Origin of the sequence: Paenarthrobacter sp. NPDC091711, assembly GCF_044756605.1 — a bacterium.
Classification (GTDB): Bacteria; Actinomycetota; Actinomycetes; order Actinomycetales; family Micrococcaceae; genus Arthrobacter.
The window spans coordinates 115,123-136,248 of the sequence record NZ_JBIVTF010000005.1 but is presented as its reverse complement, the minus strand read 5'-3'; the positions used below and the strand labels follow the sequence as shown (position 1 = coordinate 136,248).

Sequence of the window (21,126 nt, the reverse complement as noted above, 5' to 3'; positions counted from 1 at the left end):
CTAGGAGGCACAGATCATGGGGGATCTAGCAATAGATTTCTGTGGTGAATGGTACGAACCATCCGACGAGGACATCTTCGACATTGGACGCGAAGGTGACTTGGAAGTTGATGACAACCCGTACCTGCACCGACGCTTCCTGCAGATAGCCCGTTACGACGGCATGTGGTGGCTCAGCAACGTGGGCAGCATGCTATCCGCCACTGTGGCTGACGGTTCCGGCGGTATGCAGGCCTGGTTGGCGCCCGGCGCACGGATCCCGCTGGTGTTCAGCCACACCAACGTGATTTTCACTGCCGGACCTACAACCTATGAGTTTGCCGTGCACTTGAAGACGCCGTCTTTCCGGCATGAAGCCCGCGACGATGACCAGGCGGGGGACACCACCATCGGTCCCGTGGTCTTCACTGATTCGCAAAAGGCGCTCATTGTTGCCTTGGCCGAGCCCATGTTGCGGCGGGACGGCACCGGTTTTAGTGCTATTCCCTCATCCGCCGAGGCCGCGAAGCGACTGGGCTGGGCACTTACCCGTTTCAACCGCAAACTGGACAACGTCTGCGACAAACTGGACCGGGTAGGCGTCGTTGGCCTGCGCGGCGGGGTGGGAAAACTTGCCACCAACCGCCGGGCGCGCTTGGTGGAACACGCCGTGACCTCGCACCTGGTGACCCCGGCTGACCTGCACCTTCTTGAAAAAATGAGTGGAGTCGACGAAGGATGAAGTTCCGCCTGACCTTGCGGCGTGACCCTGCGGAAGCAAAGGACCTCGCCGTAACGGTGGATGGTCGTGCCACCGTGGCCGATATTGCCACCGAGCTGTGGGCGGCCGACCCCGCACGAAAGGGAACCGAGCCGCCGTCGAACCTGTCCATCAGCGTGGACGAAGCTTTCGTCGGCGGCGGGCTCTCCGGGCACGTGCTGCGGCCTACGGACAACCTGCTGGAGTCCGGGTTGCGGCCCGGGTCCAAGGTTTCCCTCGCGCAGGTCAGCGAGCAGTTCGCGTCCAACGGCCACGCCAACGGCAATAGCCGGGGACCCGCAGCGGCGACGTTGCGCGTGATGTCAGGGCCCGACGTCGGACGCGAATTTTCGCTGCCGTTCGGCACCAGCTACATCGGCCGGGACCGGGACGCCGACATCCGCTTGTCGGACCCGCTGACCTCCAAGCGCCATGCGCGCATCACGGTGGGCGAGACCGTGGAAATAGTGGATACGAACTCCGCCAACGGCCTCCTCATGGACGGGTTGCCGGTAACCCGTGCGACGCTCGAGTCCTCGGACACCGTTACCTTGGGCGACACTTCCGTGGGCGTTGTCGCGTTGTCCCGGAACCATGGCGGCGGTCCGTCGTCGCCGCTGGTGGATTTCAACCGGTCGCCGCGGGTACTGCCCAGGTTCGAGTCGCCCAAGCGCGTGCCGCCCGCCGGCCCCAAGCGCCCGGAACACCAGCCCTTCCCATACATCATGCTGGTGGCGCCGCTCCTGATGGGTGGCGTGCTCTTCGCCGTCACCCAGAACCTGCTGTCCGTGCTCTTCATGGCCATGATGCCGCTGTTCATCGTGGGGCACTATGTGGATCACAAGATGCAGAGCAAGCGGCAGGCCAAGGAAGGCCACAAACAGTTCAAAGCCGCCATGCTGGCTTTCCGCGAGGACATTGACAAGCAGCAAAACATTGAGCGCGCTGTCAGGCTCCAGGAAGCGTCGTCCGTCAGCGATACTGTTGACGCCATTTACAAACTTGGGCCCTTGCTCTGGACCCACAGGCCCGAACACCAGCACTTCCTGGGGGTTCGCTTCGGGCTGGGCTCGGCGCCGTCGCGCATCCAGTTCGATGAGCCAAGCGCCAACGAAACGGAACCGCAGTACATGCGGGAAATCCAGGAGTGCCTGCAGCAGGTCCGCGTCATAGAAGGGGTTCCGATCGTCTCGCAGCTGCGCACCTCGGGCTCCTTTGGCGTGGCAGGGGACCGCAGCGTGGTGGATGACGTGGCCCGCGGCATGGTGCTCCAGTTGGTGGGGCTCCACTCGCCGGCCGAAGTTGTCCTCACGTCTCTGACCTCCGCACGCTCGCGTGAGCGTTGGGACTGGTTGCAGTGGCTCCCGCACGTTGGTTCGGGCCACAGCCCCATCTCCGGCGATCATCTGGCTGCCGGCCCCGGCGCTGGCGCCGCCTTGTTGTCCAAGCTCGAAAGCCTCGTGGAAGAGCGCGAGTCCATGGCCAAGGAGCCTGGACCGCACCCTCGTCCCGGACTCAAGAATGAGCACGAGGACATTCCAGGTCCGGTGGTTCCTGCCGTCCTGGTAATCGTTGAGGACGACGCCCCGGTGGACCGCGGACGCCTCACACGCTTGGTGGAACGCGGCCCCGACTACGGGGTGCACATCATGTGGGTGGCCGCCAACGTGCAGTCCCTTCCTGCCGCCTGCCGTGACTTCCTCTCCGTCGACGGCGATCACGGCACCACCACCGGCCAGGTCCGCTTGGGCCGCCACACGTACCCGGTGAGCTGCGAAAGTCTCGATGCCGAACTCGCCACCCAACTGGCGCGCATGATGTCGCCGCTGGTGGATGTTGGAAACCCGCTCGACGACGACTCCGACCTCCCGCGCGCCGTTTCCTACGCCACGTTGATCGGCAAAGAACTGATGGACAACCCGCAGGCCGTGGCCGAGCGCTGGCAGGAGAACAACTCCGTCCACGCCACGGCCGTGCCCAACCGCAAGGACAACGGCAGCCTCCGTGCGCTGGTTGGTTCCAAAGGTGTGGAACCGTTCTACCTGGACCTCAAGAACGAAGGTCCGCACGCACTGGTGGGCGGAACCACGGGTGCCGGTAAGTCCGAGTTCCTGCAGTCCTGGGTGATGGGAATGGCCGCGGCGTACAGCCCGGACCGCGTCAGCTTCCTGTTCGTGGACTACAAGGGCGGTGCTGCCTTTGCCGACTGCCTGCATCTGCCTCACACCGTTGGACTGGTAACTGACTTGTCACCGCACTTGGTGCGCCGTGCACTGACCTCGCTGCGCGCTGAGCTTCACTACCGCGAGCGGCTTTTGAACCGTAAGAAAGCCAAGGACCTTTTGGCCCTGCAACGCGAAGCCGATCCTGAGGCGCCCCCTTACCTCATCATCATCGTGGACGAATTCGCCGCCCTCGCAACTGAAGTTCCCGAATTCGTTGATGGCGTGGTGGACGTCGCCGCCCGTGGCCGGTCCTTGGGCCTGCACCTGATCCTGGCCACGCAACGGCCCGCCGGCGTCATCAAAGACAACCTGCGTGCCAACACCAACCTCCGCGTCGCCTTGCGCATGGCCGACGAAGTGGACGCAACCGACATCCTGGGCGTTCCCACCGCGGCCTACTTTGATCCGTCCATTCCGGGCCGTGGTGCTGCCAAGACCGGTCCGGGCCGAATCCAGGGCTTCCAAACCGGCTATGCAGGTGGCTGGACCACCGAAAAGCCGCAGCGTCCCAGGATTGACATTGTGGAGATGGCGTTCGGATCCGGCCCCACCTGGGAACCGCCCCTGGTGTCACAGGTGGAAGAAGAACCGGCCGGGCCCAATGACATTGCGAGGATGACCGGAAACATCATCCGGGCAGCTGACGTCCTGTCCATCGAACCTCCCCGGAAGCCTTGGCTCAACGAACTCGCCACCACCTACGATTTCTCCAAGCTTCCCAACCCGAGGACCGACGAACGGCTCCTGCTGGGTGTGGCGGACGACCCCGCCCACCAGGACCAGCCCACCGTGTTCTACGAGCCGGATAAGGATGGCAACATGGCCGTCTACGGCACGGGTGGATCCGGCAAGTCGGCGGCCCTGCGCGGGATTGCCATCGCAGCGGCTGTCACGCCGCGTGGTGGGCCCGTGCACGTCTACGGCGTGGACTGTGGTTCCTCGGGACTCAAGATGCTTGATGGCCTTCCCCATGTTGGTGAAATCATCAACGGGGATGACGTGGAGCGCGTTGGGCGACTGCTGCGCTGGCTCAAGGAAGTGGCGGATGACCGGGCCGCACGGTTTGCCGAGGTCCGGGCCTCCACCATCGTCGAATACCGTCAACTGGCCAACCGGCCCGAAGAGAAGCGCATCTTCATCCTGGTGGATGGCATGTCCTCCTTCCGTGAATCCTACGAGTACAGCAACCTGTCCGCGCTGTGGGACATCTTCCTGACGCTGGCAACTGACGGTCGTCCTTTGGGCATCCATCTGGTAGTCAGCGGTGACCGCACCAACTCCGTTCCGGCGTCGCTCCTTGCTTCCATCCAGAAGCGGCTGGTCCTGCGCCTGAGTTCCGAAGACGACTACATGACCCTGGACGTCCCCAAGGATGTCCTCAACGCAGCTTCGCCTCCGGGACGTGGCTTGTTGGACGGGCTCGAAGTTCAGCTCGCCGTGCTTGGGGGCAACTCGAACCTCGCGCTGCAGGCCCGTGAAGTGGCGAAACTCAGCCAGGCGATGCTGCGCCAGGGCCTGGAGCAGGCTCCTCAGATCCAACGGCTCCCGGAGCTGGTGGACCTGGACATCCTGCCCACCGGCGCCCCGGACAATCCCGTTATTGGTGTGGACGACGAAACGCTGGGTTCCGCGGCCATCGCCGCCAAGGGATCCCTGCTGCTCGCCGGCCCCCCAGGTGCTGGACGGACAGTTGCCCTGGTCACCTTGGCCTACGCCCTGCGGCGTTCGAACCCGCGAACTGACCTGATCTACATTGGATCCCGGCGTTCTGCGGTGGCCTCACTCAACATCTGGAGCAGGTCATTGGTGGGGCCGGACGAGGTCTCGGACGTTGTGGATGACCTGATCGACAAAGCCACGGACAACCCTGGCACCATGGCCATCTTCATCGAGGGCCTCACCGAGTTCACTGACACCTTGGCGGAGTCCGGAGTGGGACGGTTGGTGACGGCCGCCATCAAGGCCGATCAATGGGTGGTGGGCGAGTCCGAGACCTCCACTTGGTCCCAGGCCTGGTCCCTTGCCCAGCCGTTCAAGTCGGGACGCCGCGGGCTCCTGCTCAACCCCGGGGATGTGGAAGGCGACACCCTCCTCAATACTTCCCTGGGCCGGATCAGCAAGGACTTCATACCGGGCCGCGGCTACATTGTGGGACGTGGAAAGGTACGCAAGCTCCAAATCGCCATGCCGCCTGAAAACCGTAGCTAGGAGGCTACCTAGATGCGACGCTCGCTCATTCCGGCTGCCGTGCTTGCGGTAGGCCTGCTGATCGCACCCGTTGCCACCGCTCAAGCGGCGCCGTGCGAGGGAAAATTCTCCTGCGCACCCAGTGAGGGAACCGAGGATCCAACGCCCACGCAGCCCGAGCTGGCTCCGGAGGAGGGCAAGAAGCCCTTGCCCAATCCGGAGCCGGGCAAGGACCGGGAAACGCAACAGGCTCCTGCCCCTGCACTACCCGTGCAAGCGCCTCCGGTTCAGGCCGAGCAGCCGCCTGTCCAGGTTCCACCCCAGCCCGCAGTGACCCAGATCGTCACCGCGGCACCCCAGGTGAGCGCCCCGCCGTCGGACCCTTCCGTTCCCACCGCAAGCGTGGGGTCAGCCTCGGCGTCAGCAACGCCGTCCGCTTCGGCTTCGGCATCGGTGCGTCCAAGCTCCGCAAGTGCGAGCCCGAGCTCATCCTCCAACTGGAACCTGCCCGTGGACAAAGACAGGGAGAGAGACAAGAACAAGGAGACGCAGGCCGCAGCGCTGGCCTCCAGCTCATTCACAGGTCCCAACATGCTGGGCCTGTTCGGGCTTCTGGGCGCCGTTCTGGTGGTGGGCCTCGGAGGGCTGGCCTTTGCACTGTGGAGCAAGAACAGGCTCTCGTCGCACTAACGGCTCTTTAATGTCGGCGGGTTACGGCAAGATAGTCCTGTGAGCACACCAGAGAATCCGGATCCGGTAGAGACCACACGTCAGGACGCCGTCGAGGCGATCGTTGCTGAGGAGGGGACTCCGCCGTCGGAGACCCTGCGGGACGAGTACGAGCAATTAGCGGACCTCGTCCGCAAGTACCGTTATGCCTATTATCAGGAAGACTCGCCAACGGTTTCTGATGCTGAGTTCGATGAACTCTACCGCCGGCTGGAAGAACTGGAAGCACTTCACCCGGAACTTGTTTCCAATGACTCGCCCACCCAGGAGGTTGGCGGCGAGGTGTCGTCCGCTTTCGCAGCGGTGGAGCACTTGCAGCGGATGTACAGTCTGGACGACGTCTTCTCCTTGGACGAGCTCGAAGCCTGGGTGCGCAAGGCCGAAGCATCCGTGGCGAAGCTCGGTGATTCCGTTCCGCCCATCGCGTGGCTGACTGAACTGAAAATCGATGGCCTGGCCGTCAATCTGCTGTATCGGGACGGGAAACTGGTCCGTGCCGCAACCCGGGGCGACGGCACCACAGGTGAGGACATCACCCACAACGTCCTGACCATCAAGGAGATCCCACGTCAGCTCAGTGGCTCTGGATACCCCTCGGAAGTGGAAATTCGTGGCGAGGTGTTCATCCCTTCCAAGGCATTCGTGGCGTTCAATGAAACGCTGGTGGCTGCCGGCAAGGCACCGCTCGCCAACCCCCGCAACGCGGCCGCAGGGTCGCTCCGCCAGAAGGACCCGGCCGAAACGGCCAAGCGCCCTCTCAGCATGTTTGTCCACGGCATCGGCGCCCGTGAAGGGCTGGAGGCCAAGAGCCAGTCCGAAACGTACAGGCTCCTCGAAGAATGGGGCCTCCCTGTCAGCCCCTACCTCAAGGTGCTGGATACCTTCGACGCTGTCCTGAAGTACATTGCCGATTACGGTGAGCGACGGCATAAGCTCCTGCACGAGATCGATGGCATCGTGGTCAAGATTGACGACTTCGCCACGCAGCGGGCGCTGGGTTACACGTCCCGCGTCCCCCGCTGGGCTGCTGCCTACAAGTACCCGCCCGAAGAAGTCCACACCAAACTCCTGGACATCGCGGTCAATGTGGGCCGCACAGGGCGTGTCACTCCCTTTGGCCTGATGGAGCCAGTGAAGGTTGCCGGTTCCACAGTTGGAATGGCCACCCTGCACAACCAGGACGTGGTCAAGGCCAAGGGCGTCATGATCGGCGACATCGTTATTCTCCGCAAAGCCGGTGACGTCATTCCCGAGATCGTTGGGCCCGTGCTGGCGCTGCGTGACAAACAGGATCCGCCGGTCCGGGAATTCGTGATGCCTACCGAATGCCCTTCATGTGGCACGCCGCTGGCGCCGTCGAAGGAAGGCGATGTGGACATTCGTTGCCCCAACGCCAAGTCCTGCCCATCGCAACTGCGGGAGCGGGTGTTCCACCTCGCGGGCCGTGGTGGGTTCGATATTGAAGCGCTCGGGTGGGAGGCCGCCGTTGCGCTCACCCAGCCGGCAGAGCCGGAGACGCCGCCGCTCACCAGCGAGGCCCGACTGTTCAGCCTGACGCGCGAGGACCTGGCAGATGTCCTGATCCGCCGGGAAAAGCGTTCCAAGGGTGTGGGTACGGGCGAATACGAGCTGGTGCCGTACTTCTACACCAAGGGAACAGCGAAATCTCCGTCCAAGCCCACGGCAACCACGGAGAAGCTGTTTGTGGAGCTGGAGAAAGCCAAGAAGCAGCCCTTGTGGCGCGTACTGGTGGCTCTGTCCATCCGGCATGTGGGCCCCACGGCCTCACGGGCACTGGCCACCGCGTTCGGCAGCATGGATGCCATCCGCAATGCCACGGAAGAGCAAATGGCGCACGTTGATGGCGTGGGTCCCACCATTGCTGTGGCCCTCAAGGAATGGTTCGCCGTGGACTGGCACAACGAGATCGTGGACACCTGGGCCGCTGCCGGTGTGCGCATGGCGGACGAGCGGGACACCTCAATGCCGCGGACCCTCGAAGGGCTCACCGTCGTAGTAACCGGCACCTTGCCCAACTTCAGCCGCGACGAAGCCAAGGAAGCCATCATCATCCGTGGCGGCAAGGCCTCCGGCTCCGTCTCCAAGAACACCAGTTATTTGGTGGCGGGCGAAAGCGCCGGAACCAAGCTGGACAAGGCCGAACAACTCGGCGTTCCGGTGCTGGACGAGGACGGCTTCCGCGAGCTCCTGGCCAACGGGCCGGCGCAAACCGGGACGGACGAAGCATCTGTGGAAGAGGCCTCGGAATGACGGACGCTAAGGAGCTGCTGGAGGTCGCCAAACGCGCCGCGGCTGCGGGCGCTGCTGTCCTCGCGCAACGCTCTGCCACCGGCACTGGCGGCCACGGCCTGGAAACCAGCAATAAGGGCGAGGCCGGAGACTGGGTCACGGCTTTCGATGTCGCGGCCGAAAACGCGGTCCGCGAAGCCATCATGTCCGAGCGGCCCAACGACGCCATCACGGGGGAGGAGCATGGCACTACGCGGCCTGAGCAGCCCTCGGGATATCGCTGGTCCATAGATCCCCTTGACGGGACCACCAACTTCATCCGCAACATCGTCTACTACGCCACCTCTGTTGCGGTGGCGGACTCCGACGGCGTATGGCAGGCCGGCGTGGTTCACGCACCGGCGCTGGGCCGGATCTATTCCGCAGCCCGCGGGCTTGGTGCGTGGATGGACGCCGGGGGAGAGACCACCACACTGGCTGGTCCCGTTCCCGGGCGCACAGGACTCATTCTGGCCACGGGCTTCAGCTACGATCCCGCTACCCGAGCCAGCCAATCGGAAGGCCTCGCCGCACTCATGGAGGGGTTTGCCGACGTTCGGCGCCTCGGCTCGGCTGCCTTGGACCTCTGCCTCGTGGCTGACGGTACCTTTGATGCCTACGGGGAACGCGGCCTCAACGAGCACGACTTCGCTGCGGGTGCCCTGATCGCGGAAGAAGCAGGCTGCTGGGTTCGCCGTCCTCGCTTGGAAAGCCCCCTTGATGGCGGTCCCAGCACGGAGGACCGGTTGGCGGCGTGGATGTGTGCCGGGGCCCTGGAACTGTCCGGCAAATTCCCCCTGTGACCCCCAAACCTGTGACCGTCAAACCTGTGTCCGTCAAACCTGGGACCTTCAGCCAGTGATCACAACACTCGCCATCGCGAACTACCGGTCCATCCGGGACCTTGCCATGGAGTTGCACGGCCTGGACGTCGTGACCGGGGCCAACGGCAGCGGTAAGTCCTCGCTCTACCGCGCGCTGCGCCTGCTGGCCGAGTGTGCCGGCGGCGACTCGGGAAACGTGGTGGGTTCGCTGGCCAGGGACGGTGGATTGTCGTCCACTCTCTGGGCCGGGCCGGAGTCCATCAGCGACGCCATGCGCCGTGGTGACGTTCCCGTTCAGGGAACGGTTCGGCGGGAGTCCGTGAATTTGAAATTGGGCTACTCCGGTGATGAGTTCGGGTATCTGGTGGATCTGGGCATGCCGGTGCCCAGCGGCTCGGGTTTTGATGAAGAGACAGGAAGGCCGAGGCCGTCCGCTTTCAGCCTGGACCCTGAGATCAAGCGGGAGCAGATTTTCTCCGGACCGGTGGCAAGGCCGGGCTCATTGCTGGTTGACCGCAAAGGGAGCCTCGCAAAGTTGCGTGGACCGGATGGCGAATGGGCCGAGCTCTCCCGGCGTTTGGATACTTTTCAGAGCATGCTGACCGAAGTTTCGGACCAGGACCGGGCCCCGGAAGTCCTGCGCGTCAGGGATTCGGTGCGTTCCTGGCGGTTTTACGATCACTTCCGCACAGATGCCGAGGCGCCGGCCAGGCAGGCTCAAATCGGCACCCGCACTCCTGTGCTGCACCACAGCGGCAGGGATTTGGCGGCTGCGCTCCAGACATTGCGGGAGGTGGGCTTCGAGCGGGAATTGGATGCCGCCGTCGATCATGCCTTTCCCGGAAGCCGGCTGGAGATCGCGGTCAACGACGGCCGCTTCAGCGTCGAGTTACGGCAACCCGGCATGCTGAGGACCATGAAGGCGGCAGAACTGTCCGATGGGACGTTGCGTTTCCTTCTGCTGACAGCTGCCCTCCTGACACCGCGACCGCCGGAATTGATGGTCCTGAACGAACCGGAGACCAGCCTCCACGTTGACCTGATGCCGGCACTGGCTGGACTGATTGTCCAAGCCAGTGCCAGCAGCCAGATGATTGTGGTGACTCACTCCGAAGCCCTGCTCAAGGCGCTGCGGGAGAGCGGTGCCGCGCATGAGCATGAGCTCTATAAGGATCTGGGCGAAACCAGGATCAAGGGCCTGGGTTCGCTGGAAGGTCCTGTGTGGAGTTGGCCCAAGCGCTGAAACACGCTTTCCGCCGGGGTACTTACCGCGAGGAACGACGACGGCGGGCCGGCTCCGTCAGCCACACCGGCTCGTACCCCGCGTCGGCGGCATTCAGAGTGGTCCCTGGCGGCACGATCTCATCGATCCTGTCCAGGACGTCGGGGGACAGGGTGAGCTTGTCCGCCCCGAGGGCTGCCTCGAGGTGTTCCAGCGTGCGGGGACCGATGATCGCAGAAGTCACTGCCGGGTGTTCCAGCACGAAGGCCAAGGCGAGGTGGATCAGTGATAACCCCGCTTGCTCGGCCAGTTCGGTCAGCTCGAGCACAGCTTTCGTCTTGAGGGCGTTCTCGGGGAGATCCGGATCATGCCGGGCGGGTTGGCGGCCTGCGCGGCTCGACGGAAGATGGCCGCCGTCGGGCTTGACCCGTCCTGACAGCCAGCCGCCAGCGAGCGGGCTCCACGGCAGGATTCCCAAGCCGTGCTGCTGCGCCAGCGGCAGCACTTCCCGTTCAGCGCCCCGGGCCAGGATGGAGTACGGCGGCTGTTCGGTGACGGGCCGCTCGCGATGGCGTTCGCGGGCCACGTACTGGGCTTCGACGATCTGGCCGGGCAGGAACGTGGACGTACCGATGTAGCGGATCTTGCCTTGGGTGACGAGGTCGCTCAGTGCTCCCAGCGTTTCGTCGATGTCCGTATCAGGCTCCGGCCGGTGGACTTGGTAGAGGTCGATCCAATCGGTCTGCAGGCGGCGGAGGCTGTCCTCGACTTCGCGGATGATCCAGCGGCGCGAATTGCCGGCCTGGTTTACGTCGTCGCCGAGCCGCCCGTGGACTTTGGTGGCCAGGACAACCTGATCGCGTCGACCCAACAGGGCCTTGCCCACGATTTCCTCGGACTCGCCCTGGGAGTACACATCGGCCGTGTCCACCAGGTTGATCCCCGCGTCCAGCGCCCGGTGGATGATCCGGATGCTGTCGTCTTGGTCCGGATTGCCGATGGCCCCGAACATCATGGTTCCCAGGGTCAGCTGACTGACCTTGACCCCCGTCCGTCCCAGATTGCGGTATTCGGTCATTAGAACGCCGATCCGATGGACGTGAGCTGCTGTGCCGTGGAACCGGAGAAGCGATTCTCCGGCCGGGCAAGCCCATAGTGTCCGCGCAGGGTGGAGGCGGTGTACTCGGTGCGGAACAGGCCGCGCTGCTGGAGGATCGGAACCACCTGGTCCACGAAGATCTCCAGGCCCGATGGGAGAACCGGCGGCATGATGTTGAAGCCGTCGGCCGCGCCGGCGAAGAACCAGTCCTGGATGGCATCGGCAACCTGCTCGGGCGTCCCGGAGAAGGTGCGGTGGCCGCGCCCGCCACCCAGGCGTCCGATCAGCTGCCGGACGGTGAGCTGCTCGCGGCGGGCCAGTTCCACGATCAGCGTGTAGCGGCTCTTAGCTCCCTCAATCTCATCTTCGGATGGCAGGTCCGCGGGGAGTTGACGGTCCAGGGGGAGGTCTTCCGGCTTCAAACGCAGCGTCTTGGCGAGCTGTTCACGGGCGTATTCCGGCTTGATCAGTTCGTCGAGTTCGCGCTCAAGCCTCAGTGCCTCGGCCTCCGTTGATCCGATCACCGGAACGATGCCAGGCAGGATCTTGATGCTCTCCGGATCACGACCCACGGCGGCGGTGCGGGCCTTCAGGTCCGTATAGAAGGCCTGTGCGTCGCCCAGGGTCTGGTGCGCGGTGAAAACGGCTTCCGCGTACTGGGCCGCCAACTTCTTGCCGTCTTCGGAGGACCCGGCCTGGACGATCAGCGGGTGGCCCTGCGGTGAGCGGGGGACATTCAGCGGGCCGCGCACACGGAAGTGCTTGCCCTCGTGTTCAATGGCGCGGATCTTGTTGTCATCACCCCACACGCCTTCGGCCTTGTCCGCCAGCACTGCATCGTCTTCCCAGCTGTCCCAAAGCTTCTGGGCCACCTCAATGAACTCAGCGGCCCGCTCGTAGCGGACGGCGTGTGCGGGCTGGTCGTCCACGCCAAAGTTGCGCGCGGCGTCCGGTCCCGCCGTCGTCACCACGTTCCAACCGGCGCGGCCGCCGCTGACCCAGTCCACCGACGCGAAGCGGCGAGCCAGGTTGAAGGGATCGTTGTAAGTGGTTGAGGCGGTGGCGATCAGGCCGATGTTCCGGGTGACCGCCGCGATGGCGGTCAGCAGCACGGTGGGCTCCAGCTTTCCGGCGGGACGGCGGCCTACCTCGCCGAAAAGGACCGGTGAGTCTGCGAAGAAGATGGAGTCCAGCTTTCCGCGCTCGGCCGTGCGTGCCAGATGCTGGTAATGCTCCACCTTGGTGGAGGATAGGGGATCGCTTTCTGGCAGCCGCCACGAGGCTTCGTGGTGGCCTGTGCTCATGAGGAAGGCGTTGAGGTGCAGGTGGCGCTGTGGTTCAGACATGGGGATTCTCCTTGATTCAGTCAGGGGTTCAGTTGACGAGGTTGGGTTCAGGCAGCAGCGTGGACGCCGAGGGCGGCGAGGAGCTCACCCCTTAGCGATGAAAGGTCGACGGCGGTTCCGGCCTCGCGCTCCACAGCGACCCGACCGTCCTGGAGGACTATGACGCGGTCAGCCAGGGTGATGGCTTCGTCGACGTCGTGGGTCACCAGCAGGACTGCCGGACGATGCGCGGCCACGAGGTCCTTCAACAGGACATGCATTTTCAGGCGGGTCAGAGCGTCCAAGGCGCCGAAGGGTTCGTCGGCAAGGAGCAGCCGCGGCTCACGGACCAGCGACCTCGCCAGTGCCACGCGCTGTTGTTCGCCGCCGGACAGCTCGTGGGGCCACGCCTTTTCGCGGCCGGCGAGCCCCACCTCGGCCAGTGCGCGTCGGCCGCGGGCGTCGGCGTCGTGCTCCCGGAGGCCCAGGGTGACGTTGCCCAGCACGGTGTCCCAGGGCAGGAGCCGGGAGTCCTGGAACACCACCGAGACCTGCTCCGGTACCTTCACCACGCCGCTTCCCCGGACGTCACGGTCGAGGCCGGCGAGGGCGCGGAGCAGCGTGCTCTTGCCACAGCCGCTCGGGCCGAGGAGGGCCACGAACTCACCCGGCGCGATATCGAGATCCACGCCGTTGAGGACGCCTTTGGGGCCAAAGCTGCGGATGAGGTTGCGGACGGAGACCTCGTTTGAGGGGCCCGCCGCCTTCAGCCCGCTAGTGTGCGTTGCCATGACAATGCCTTTCGTTCCAAGAGCCGGACGGCCGCATCGGAGAGCAGGCCAAGGACGCCATAGACGGCCAGGCCCAGGACGATGATGTTGGTTTGGCCGTAGGTGCGGGCGAGCTCCATCATGTAGCCGATGCCGCTGGTGGAGTTGATCTGCTCCACCACCACCAAGGAGACCCAGGCGCCGGTGACGGCGAAGCGGAGTCCCAGGAAGAACCCTGGCAGCGCCCCTGGCAGCACTACCCGGCGGATGAACCCGGCCCGGCTCAAGCCCACGGTTTGCGCCAACTCCACGTAGCGAAGGTCGATTCCCCGCAGCCCGGCATGTGTTTGGAGGTAGATCGGGACGAAGACGCCCAGCGTGATGGTGAGGACTTTCATGGTCTCGTCGATGCCGAACCACAGGATCAGCAACGGGATCAGGGCCAGGCCCGGGATGGCGCGCTTGATCTGCACAGGACCGTCGATCAGCGATTCACCCACCCTGCTCAGCCCGGACAGGACAGCCAGGACGGCGCCCACCACAATCCCGAAGAACAAGCCAAGTCCCGCTCGTTGGGCCGAGATGGCCAGGTTCTCCTGAAGCCGGCCGTCGGCGATCAATTCACCCGCGGTGGACACCACGGTCCACGGCTCGGACAGGATCCGCGGGTCCAACAGGCCAGTGGCCGAGGCAACAACCCACAACAGGATCAGCGCGGCCGGTCCCACCAGCCCGGCAAAGCGCCGGCGTTGGCCCGGGCCCAGGCGGCGGCTGGTGGGGCGGACATCCGGCCTTCCCGTGAGGGCCGGGTCAAGGTGAGGTTCGACGCCGGCACCCGGGTGAGTGCCGGCGTCGCCCCTCATGGTGTCTTCCTTCAGGGCGTCACCCTTGGTGGCGCCCCTAAAAGGGGGAGCGTTGACGGCCGTCGCGCGCCGGGAAGCAGTGGTGGTCATGGTTACGCTCCCTTCCCTGAGCCTGAGCCTGAGCCTGAGCCTGAGCCTGAGCCTGAGGCAGCGGCTGCGTACGCCGTGCCGCCGATGGCCTCAAAACGGAGGTCGTACAGCTTGGCAGCGTCCAGCTCCGGCTTCTTTTGTTCGCGGGCCAACAGGTTGATGGTCTCCTGGTGCCGGGCAATGGCTTCGGTCCACGAGGTAGGGAGGTCGCGCTCGCCGGCGGCGTCGATCAAGTACTGTCCGTCCTCGGCGGAAAGCCCTTGGTTTTTGACGTAGTAGCCCTCAAGCCACTCCTTGGGGTGGTCCTGGATCCAGCGTTGGGCCTGTCCCCACCGCTCCACATATTCGGCAAGGGCCGCGGCCTTGGCCGGGTCATCCAACACTTTGGCGGGGGAGTAGAGGTGGCCGGGATCGTCCCGGAGACCGTGTCGCAGCGTTGTTCCGCCGTCGGCGCCGTACTTGGCCAGGTAGCGCTTGATCTGGACGCCGCCCAGCGGTGCCGCATCAACCTGTTTGCTGGACAGGGCTGTGGAGTAGGTGTCACCGGTGCTGGGCAGTTCCACGAGCTGAACATCGCTCTGCTGGAGGCCGGCCTTTTCCAGGATCCGCAACACCAGTGCACCCTGTGCCTGGCCCGGACTGTAGGCAATCTTCTTGCCGCGGAGGCCTTGGAGATCCGTGATCCCCGCGCCGGGCGCCACACCCAGTTCGTACAACGGGTGGTTCACCGCGTCTTGGCGGTAGGTGCTGGCGATGATGCGGACTTCCAACCCGGTCCATGTTGCATGGATGGGCGGAATGTCCGCCACTGAGCCGACGTCCAGGGCGTTGGCCCGGAACGCTTCAGTGGTGGCGGGACCGCCGGAGATGTTGGCGAACTTCACGGGGAAGCTGAGCTCTTTGTCCAGGCCGGAAAGTTCCAGGGCGGCCTGGACCGTGGGGTCGCCCACTACCAGCGTGGTGCCTTCCGGGACGGTGGTGGCCAGAGGTGTGGTGACCTGTGCGGCCTGTGTGGCTACTCCGCCGGCGGCTGCTGGTCCGCCGCAAGCTGTCAACAGGCCGAGGGCAGGAACTGCCAGGAGGGTGCCAAGGACCCGGCGGCGGTTAGGGGTTGTGGGGAGTTTTTGGGCGCGAAGGAACGCGGGAAACATGAAAAGCCTTTCAGGGTGCGGGGGTCGCTGCAGACCCGGAGCCGAGGGCATCAGACGGGTGACAGCGGAGCAGATCGCTTAGTACTGAAGGCAGGACGGACAGCAGGGGTGAGCCTGCGTAGCGTGTGCAGAGAGACCGGACGTGGGCATCGTTCCTCCTGTTCTTATCAACGAGGTTGTCCATGGCGTGATGGCATCAGTCATTCGCCGTGTGGCAACTCAAGCACGCCCGCAAGGCCCCGCGCCAGCGTTTCGACATGTGCCCGCAACAGCGCGAAACCGGGGTTCACGGCACGCAACGCGGCTCAATTGGACGCCACAGGAGGCAATACAAAAGCAGCCCGGCGGCCAGTTACTGGAGCATCGCAACCCGGCCACGCGGCGTCGTGCGTTTCCAACGTGACTGATAGTTCCATCACGGAAAGGGCCGTTTGGCAGGGTGCGCATGTGCAACCCGACTACCATTGGTAGGTGCTTTCGCCGATTACCGTCCGTCCCGCCCTGCCCGAAGACTACGACGCCGTTGCCCGCATTACGCAGGAGTCGTACGTCACCGCGGGGTACTACGGCGACGCCGATCACCCGTACCTGCAGAAGCTCCAGGACGTGGCCGGCCGCGCGGAGCACGCCGAGATCCTGGTGGCAGAGCGCAACGGTGAAGTCATCGGCTCCGTGACGGCCGCTCCGGCAGGCGGCGGCTTCTCTGACATCGGCTTGGATGACGAACTGGAACTGCGCACCCTGGTGGTGGACCCGTCCGTGCAGCGCTCCGGCGCGGGCCGTGCTTTGGTGCAGGCCGTCGTCGACCAAGCCAAGGCCATGGAAGGGATCAACGCTGTGTCCCTGACCACCGGTGCAACCTGGGAAAGTGCCAACGCCCTCTACTCGCGGACCGGCTTCGACCGTGCCCCGCACCGGGACTGGTTCGTTCCCGGCACCGACATAAAACTGTTCGTTTACAGGCTCGAGCTCGGGCAGTCATAAAGTTTCCTTCGTAAACGCCGGTCACCGGGCCGGACGAAACGACAGGAAAGGCGCGGCATGCGCAGGACATTCGGCACGGGTTCGGTCTGGGAACAGACGCTTGGCTACTCCCGCGCGGTCCAGGTGGACAACACGCTCTTTATTTCCGCAACGGCCGCATCAGGACCGGAGGGCATCGTTGGCGACGACTTCTACTCCCAGACCAAGTACATCCTCGAGAAGCTCGGCGCTGTCTTGGAAGAGGCCGGATTCTCCTACCAGGACGTGGTCCAGTCCAAGCTGTACCTGACGGACATCAGCAAGTGGGAAGACGCCGGCCGCGCACACGGCGAGGTGTTCGGCGAGATTCGCCCCACGCTGGCCCTGGTGCACGTGCTGCCGTTCCTCGACCCCGAAATGCTCGTGGAGATCGAGCTCGTGGCGCAGAAGAGCGCCGACTAACTTCCGTCGACGCCCGCATCGGACTGCGTATGTACAGCTGAGGCCCTGGAATAGCGTGGCGATTCCAGGGCCTCAGCTCTATGTCCGGGCTTGAGGAATGGAACGGCTCATCGCTCGTCATCGAGCGGGTGGGGTACCACGGGCACCGGTGACGTCAGGGGCAGCCCGGCGCGCTGGAGGCGGCGCTTTTTCACCTGCCACAATACGGCCAGCAGCACGAACCAAAGCGGCGTGGCCAAGAACGGCAGTCGGGTGTCCTCCCCGACGAAAAGCGTTGCTGCGATGAAGGCGAAAAAGAGCAGAACCGTCCACGGTGCCACGCGTGCCAGGGGCATCCGGAACCCGGAGGCCGCATGGCGTTCCGGGAACCGTCGGCGGTAGAGGATGAAGCTCACAACGATCGAGCCCCAGGTAAACAGAACCAATGTTGCGCAGACGGAGGAGACGAAGGTGAAAGCCGCCACCACGTTGTCCCCGGCGAACAGCAGGGGGATGGCTGCGAACAGGAAAACGCTGGTGAAGAAGACCGCCTTGGCGGGCACGCCCCGGCTGTTGGTCCATGCGAATCCCCTTGGGGCGTGGCCATCCTTGGCCAGCCCGTAGAGCATGCGCGTGCCGGAGTAGAGCCCGGAATTGGCGCTGGAGGCGGCGGATGTGAGCACCACAAGATTGATGGCGAGGGCGGCGATCCCTAAGCCCGCGTAGGCGAGAGTAGTCACGAAGGGGCTCTTGCCCGGTTCAATCTGGTCCCACGGGGTGATGGTCATGATGATGGTCAGTGCACCGACATAGAAGACCAAGATCCGTGCCACGATGGAATTGATCGCCCGCGGCAGGTTCTTCCTGGGCGACTCCGTCTCTGCCGCGGCCGTGCCCACCAGCTCGACGCCGATGAAGGAGAAGATTCCCATCTGGAAGCCCAGGATGAAACCGCTGAGGCCGAAGGGAAACATGCCGCCGTGCTCCCAAAGGTGGGAGAGGGACGCGTGGGTGCCGGTATCAGGGTTCTGGAAACCGGTGAAAAGCAGCACCACCCCGGTGGCGATCAGCCCCACAATGGCCACAATCTTCACCACGGCGAACCAGAATTCAGTTTCGCCGAAGAACTTCACGGGCTGGAAATTAAGCACGATCAGCACCAGGGCGGCGATGAGCGCAGGAACCCACGTGGGGATGCCGGGGTCCAGGTAGGCCACGTATCCGGTGATGGCCACAATGTCGGCCACGCACGCCACAACCCAGGAGAACCAGTACGTCCAGGAGACAAAGAACCCAGCCCACGGCCCGATCAGGTCCTTGGCGATATCTCCGAAGGTCTTGTAATGCAGGTTGGAAAGGAGCAGCTCGCCAAGGGCGCGCATGACGAAGAAGATCATGAAGCCAATGACCAGGTAGACGAAGATTACCGCCGGTCCGGTGACACTGATCATCTTCCCTGAGCCCATGAATAGGCCGGTGCCGATGGCGCCGCCGATGGCCATGAGCTGGAGGTGCCGGTTCTTCAAACCCCGTTCGAGTTCGTCGCGGGGGGCATGGGCGATGGTTGATGCGGACATAGTGTCCTCCTGTGGTGGGGATTTCCTTGTTTCCGGGCAGGCCGGATCGCGGCACGCAGGTGCGCGCCGTGACGATCGGGATTCAGCTGTGGTGTGCTTCGAAGGAGCGCCGGGCGCGCTTAGCGGGCGACGACCCGGAAGTAGTCCAGCGCGGGATCGTGCGCTCCGCGGACGTAGCCGGACGGGGCTGCTGCGGTGCCGCGCAGGAACGTGATCGACCCCGAACCCAGCACTTCACCGGGTAGCACGTTGGGGATGCCAGGCGGGTAGGCGGCTAGTGAATCCACGGAGATGCGGCCTTCCGCCTCCTGCCACGGGACGGTCTCCACTGTGCTGAAGAAAGCCGCCTGAAGGCCCATGCGGCGTTCGCCGGCGGGAGGAAGCGCACGCATCCGCTCCGGCTCGCTCTCCGCCTGGGGAAGTGAGTGCAGCGCCGTCAGGACGCGTTCAACGTCGGCCGGCGCCGTGGCGCCCACCAACAGCAGGAGCGCGGCGGGCGTGGCAAGCTCGCAGTAAATACGGTGGTCCCGGATCAGCCGGTACTGCGCATCGGTGCCGGTGATCCCGGCGCCGCGGGTGTCGATCACGATCTTGAAGGGGTCGTTGGCTACGGCGTCGCGGCTGGCCAGGATGTCCGGGGTGGCGTCCCGGAAACGGGGGCTGGCGCGCACTGCGGCGCGGATGGCTTCGGCGGATTCCAGAGCTTTGCCGATCATCTCCGGGCCATCCATGACCAAGTGGCGACGGGCCTCGTCCAACGACGCCAGCAGCAGCGCGCTGCAGCTGGTGGATTGAAAGGACCGCACCACGCGGTCCACCAGGGATTCCAGTTTCCGGGCATACGGTCCGTGGCCCAAGTGCAGCATTGCGGACTGGGTGAGGGAGCCTGCGCCTTTGTGGGTACTGGAAATGACAAGGTCTGCGCCGGCACGGACGGCATTGACGGGCAGGGCAGGGTGCAAGCCGAAGTGCGACCCCCAGGCCTCATCGACGATCAACGGAACCTCATACCGGTGCGCCACAGCGCTGATCCCGGTGATGTCTGCCACCGCACCGAAATAGCTGGGACTGACCACGTACACGGCAGCGCTGTCCGGATGGGCTGCCAGGGCTTCCTCGACCTGTTCAGCGGTGACTCCGTGCGCGGAGCCGAGCCCGGCGTCGACAGCTCCCTGTACGAAATGCGGCTCCAGGTCCACATGGGTGATGCCGTCGATCACGCTGGAGTGGACACTGCGCTGCACCACGAACTCCCTGCCGAGGGCGCGGACTACGGTTGTGGCGATGTGGTTTCCGCCGGAAGCGCCGTTGGTGAGGAACCAGGTCCTGGATGCCCCCCAGGTTTCGGCGGCGAGGGCTTGGGCCTGGACAAGGGGAGTCTCGCGCCCGGAGGACACGAGCCGCCAGTCATGCTGATCGATGCCGCTGAACAGCATCGGGAAGTCCAGCGCCAGGGCCTCCGGACCTACCAAGGATGCGACGCCCGGGGCGTTGTGGTCCCGCCCTTGGTGGGCGGGGACATGCAGGCGTTGCCAGTCGTGACTGGCCAAGGAACGCAGGGCGTCGGCGTACGGGGTGGTGGACTGCAGCGGGGAAAGTGATTCGGATGCGCCGGCTGCGTCGCGGGCGCTGGGAGGGGAAATCAAGAGCATGACTTGAACGTTAGTCAGTTCACATCATCTAGGGAATATCATGTTTTAGTACCTCCTAACATAGTGAGTATGTGATGATCAATCTCCAGCAACTCAGCGTCCTGCTAGCCATCCAGGAGCATGGAAGTCTCACCAAGGCCGCCGAAGCCATGCGCTACGGGGTTCCCACCGTGACCCACCACCTCAATACCCTGGAGCGCCATCTCAATGTGCGCCTTGTGGAACGCGACCGGCGCGGCGCCAATCTGACGCCGCTGGGGACGGCCTTCGCGGAAGAGGCTGCGCAGATCCTGCAAAAGGTGGGCCAAGCGGAGCGGCTCGTCGCAGAACAGCGGGAGGCCGGCCTGGTCACCCTTCGCGTGGGAACTTTCGCCTCCATTGGATCCAGGCTGCTGCCCTCGGCCATCGCGGAACTGCAGGAACGCCTGAGGGTGCGCGTTGAGGTCATTGAGGCCGAGCCCACGGAGGTGGTGAGGATGCTCCTTGCCGGGGATGTCCATGCCGGGCTCATCTACGAAGCAGCGGACGATCCCGCCTTCGGCTCCGCGGATCTCGCAGTGGTGCCGCTGCTGCTGGAGCCCTACAGGGTGATGCTGTCGCGGAACAGCGTCTTGGCTGCGCATGAGGTGCTGGACTTCGCGCAGTTGGACGGCGAAGCCTGGATTCACAGCAGGAACGACAATGAGGCCTCGGACCGGGTCTTGAAAAGAGCATGCAGCCTGGTGGGCCATCGGCCGCGTGAGCTGATGCGCACGGACGATCTCAATATGATCCACGGGCTCGTGGCGCAGGGACTGGGGCTCGCGCTGAGCACCGAGACCGCTGTTGACACACGTTTCGATGTGACGTTGCGCCCCACCGTTCAGGACCTCGGAAAGCGACGGGTCTCGTTCATTACCCTGAACCGTGGGGTGCCGCGGGCGGTCACCCTGCTTGAACAGCTGCTCCGGGAACGGACATCCGGAACTGTCTCAGCCTAA

At 64.5% G+C, this 21,126-nt stretch carries 16 protein-coding genes; 9 read left to right on the top strand and 7 right to left on the bottom strand.

The features are described from left to right. Window positions 1-16: 16 nt before the first annotated feature. Genes ACIQH5_RS10340 through ACIQH5_RS10315 form a run of 6 tightly spaced genes read left to right on the top strand, consistent with a single transcriptional unit; the run spans window position 17 to window position 10,236 of the window. Window positions 17-721, top strand: coding sequence for a hypothetical protein (locus tag ACIQH5_RS10340; RefSeq protein ID WP_166843034.1), 705 nt, complete (start codon window positions 17-19; stop codon window positions 719-721). Further along, a complete protein-coding gene (locus ACIQH5_RS10335) occupies window positions 718-5,172 on the top strand; it encodes an FtsK/SpoIIIE domain-containing protein (protein ID WP_400402745.1) in 4,455 nt (1,484 codons plus the stop codon). The genes ACIQH5_RS10340 and ACIQH5_RS10335 overlap by 4 nt, the downstream gene beginning before the upstream one ends. Window positions 5,173-5,184: 12 nt before the next feature. After that, entirely contained in the window at window positions 5,185-5,841 is a 657-nt protein-coding gene (locus ACIQH5_RS10330; protein ID WP_400402742.1) for a hypothetical protein, read from the top strand. A 39-nt stretch (window positions 5,842-5,880) separates the two neighbouring features. Next, entirely contained in the window at window positions 5,881-8,151 is a 2,271-nt protein-coding gene (gene ligA / locus ACIQH5_RS10325; protein ID WP_400402739.1) for an NAD-dependent DNA ligase LigA, read from the top strand. Then, window positions 8,148-8,972, top strand: a complete 825-nt coding sequence (locus ACIQH5_RS10320; protein ID WP_400402737.1) for an inositol monophosphatase family protein — start codon at window positions 8,148-8,150, stop codon at window positions 8,970-8,972. The genes ligA and ACIQH5_RS10320 overlap by 4 nt, the downstream gene beginning before the upstream one ends. A gap of 55 nt (window positions 8,973-9,027) precedes the next feature. Beyond that, on the top strand, window positions 9,028-10,236 hold the full coding sequence (locus tag ACIQH5_RS10315) for an AAA family ATPase (RefSeq protein WP_400402735.1): 1,209 nt from the start codon (window positions 9,028-9,030) through the stop codon (window positions 10,234-10,236). Between the two features lie 22 nt (window positions 10,237-10,258). Here ACIQH5_RS10315 and ACIQH5_RS10310 read toward each other — a convergent pair whose 3' ends face one another. Genes ACIQH5_RS10310 through ACIQH5_RS10290 form a run of 5 tightly spaced genes read right to left on the bottom strand, consistent with a single transcriptional unit; the run spans window position 10,259 to window position 15,513 of the window. Then, a complete protein-coding gene (locus ACIQH5_RS10310; RefSeq protein WP_400402732.1) occupies window positions 10,259-11,293 on the bottom strand; it encodes an aldo/keto reductase in 1,035 nt (344 codons plus the stop codon). Beyond that, on the bottom strand, window positions 11,293-12,660 hold the full coding sequence (locus ACIQH5_RS10305; RefSeq protein ID WP_400402729.1) for an LLM class flavin-dependent oxidoreductase: 1,368 nt from the start codon (window positions 12,658-12,660) through the stop codon (window positions 11,293-11,295). The genes ACIQH5_RS10310 and ACIQH5_RS10305 overlap by 1 nt, the downstream gene beginning before the upstream one ends. Window positions 12,661-12,707: 47 nt before the next feature. Next, window positions 12,708-13,430, bottom strand: a complete 723-nt coding sequence (locus tag ACIQH5_RS10300; protein ID WP_400402725.1) for an ABC transporter ATP-binding protein — start codon at window positions 13,428-13,430, stop codon at window positions 12,708-12,710. Continuing rightward, window positions 13,406-14,362 (bottom strand): ABC transporter permease, encoded by a 957-nt coding sequence (locus tag ACIQH5_RS10295; protein WP_400402722.1) that lies wholly within the window; start codon window positions 14,360-14,362, stop codon window positions 13,406-13,408. The genes ACIQH5_RS10300 and ACIQH5_RS10295 overlap by 25 nt, the downstream gene beginning before the upstream one ends. A gap of 2 nt (window positions 14,363-14,364) precedes the next feature. After that, complete coding sequence (locus ACIQH5_RS10290) at window positions 14,365-15,513, bottom strand: ABC transporter substrate-binding protein (RefSeq protein WP_400402719.1); 1,149 nt, start codon at window positions 15,511-15,513, stop codon at window positions 14,365-14,367. Between the two features lie 471 nt (window positions 15,514-15,984). Here ACIQH5_RS10290 and ACIQH5_RS10285 point away from each other — a divergent pair, with 471 nt between their 5' ends. Further along, window positions 15,985-16,497 carry a GNAT family N-acetyltransferase gene (locus ACIQH5_RS10285; RefSeq protein WP_400402716.1) on the top strand — a complete coding sequence of 171 codons (513 nt, stop codon included), beginning with the start codon at window positions 15,985-15,987 and terminating at the stop codon, window positions 16,495-16,497. A gap of 57 nt (window positions 16,498-16,554) precedes the next feature. Then, window positions 16,555-16,938 carry a RidA family protein gene (locus ACIQH5_RS10280; RefSeq protein ID WP_400402714.1) on the top strand — a complete coding sequence of 128 codons (384 nt, stop codon included), beginning with the start codon at window positions 16,555-16,557 and terminating at the stop codon, window positions 16,936-16,938. Window positions 16,939-17,045: 107 nt separating this feature from the next. Here the strand turns inward: ACIQH5_RS10280 and ACIQH5_RS10275 are convergent, their stop codons facing one another. Continuing rightward, window positions 17,046-18,494 carry an amino acid permease gene (locus tag ACIQH5_RS10275; RefSeq protein ID WP_400402711.1) on the bottom strand — a complete coding sequence of 483 codons (1,449 nt, stop codon included), beginning with the start codon at window positions 18,492-18,494 and terminating at the stop codon, window positions 17,046-17,048. Window positions 18,495-18,613: 119 nt separating this feature from the next. Continuing rightward, window positions 18,614-20,146, bottom strand: coding sequence for an aminotransferase class I/II-fold pyridoxal phosphate-dependent enzyme (locus tag ACIQH5_RS10270; protein WP_400402708.1), 1,533 nt, complete (start codon window positions 20,144-20,146; stop codon window positions 18,614-18,616). A 74-nt stretch (window positions 20,147-20,220) separates the two neighbouring features. Between ACIQH5_RS10270 and ACIQH5_RS10265 the strand changes: the two genes are divergently transcribed. Beyond that, the gene (locus tag ACIQH5_RS10265) at window positions 20,221-21,126 is read left to right on the top strand and encodes a LysR family transcriptional regulator (protein WP_400403085.1); all 906 of its coding nucleotides are present in this window, start codon (window positions 20,221-20,223) and stop codon (window positions 21,124-21,126) included.

What these genes read in the sequence shown, in the direction of transcription:
- ACIQH5_RS10340 (WP_166843034.1), top strand. Translation starts at nt 17, where the DNA reads ATGGGGGATCTAGCAATAGATTTCTGTGGTGAATGGTACGAACCATCC.
- ACIQH5_RS10335 (WP_400402745.1), top strand. Translation starts at nt 718, where the DNA reads ATGAAGTTCCGCCTGACCTTGCGGCGTGACCCTGCGGAAGCAAAGGAC.
- ACIQH5_RS10330 (WP_400402742.1), top strand. Translation starts at nt 5,185, where the DNA reads ATGCGACGCTCGCTCATTCCGGCTGCCGTGCTTGCGGTAGGCCTGCTG.
- ACIQH5_RS10320 (WP_400402737.1), top strand. Translation starts at nt 8,148, where the DNA reads ATGACGGACGCTAAGGAGCTGCTGGAGGTCGCCAAACGCGCCGCGGCT.
- ACIQH5_RS10310 (WP_400402732.1), bottom strand. Translation starts at nt 11,293, where the DNA reads ATGACCGAATACCGCAATCTGGGACGGACGGGGGTCAAGGTCAGTCAG.
- ACIQH5_RS10305 (WP_400402729.1), bottom strand. Translation starts at nt 12,660, where the DNA reads ATGTCTGAACCACAGCGCCACCTGCACCTCAACGCCTTCCTCATGAGC.
- ACIQH5_RS10300 (WP_400402725.1), bottom strand. Translation starts at nt 13,430, where the DNA reads ATGGCAACGCACACTAGCGGGCTGAAGGCGGCGGGCCCCTCAAACGAG.
- ACIQH5_RS10295 (WP_400402722.1), bottom strand. Translation starts at nt 14,362, where the DNA reads ATGACCACCACTGCTTCCCGGCGCGCGACGGCCGTCAACGCTCCCCCT.
- ACIQH5_RS10290 (WP_400402719.1), bottom strand. Translation starts at nt 15,513, where the DNA reads ATGTTTCCCGCGTTCCTTCGCGCCCAAAAACTCCCCACAACCCCTAAC.
- ACIQH5_RS10280 (WP_400402714.1), top strand. Translation starts at nt 16,555, where the DNA reads ATGCGCAGGACATTCGGCACGGGTTCGGTCTGGGAACAGACGCTTGGC.
- ACIQH5_RS10275 (WP_400402711.1), bottom strand. Translation starts at nt 18,494, where the DNA reads ATGTCCGCATCAACCATCGCCCATGCCCCCCGCGACGAACTCGAACGG.
- ACIQH5_RS10270 (WP_400402708.1), bottom strand. Translation starts at nt 20,146, where the DNA reads ATGCTCTTGATTTCCCCTCCCAGCGCCCGCGACGCAGCCGGCGCATCC.
- ACIQH5_RS10265 (WP_400403085.1), top strand. Translation starts at nt 20,221, where the DNA reads ATGATCAATCTCCAGCAACTCAGCGTCCTGCTAGCCATCCAGGAGCAT.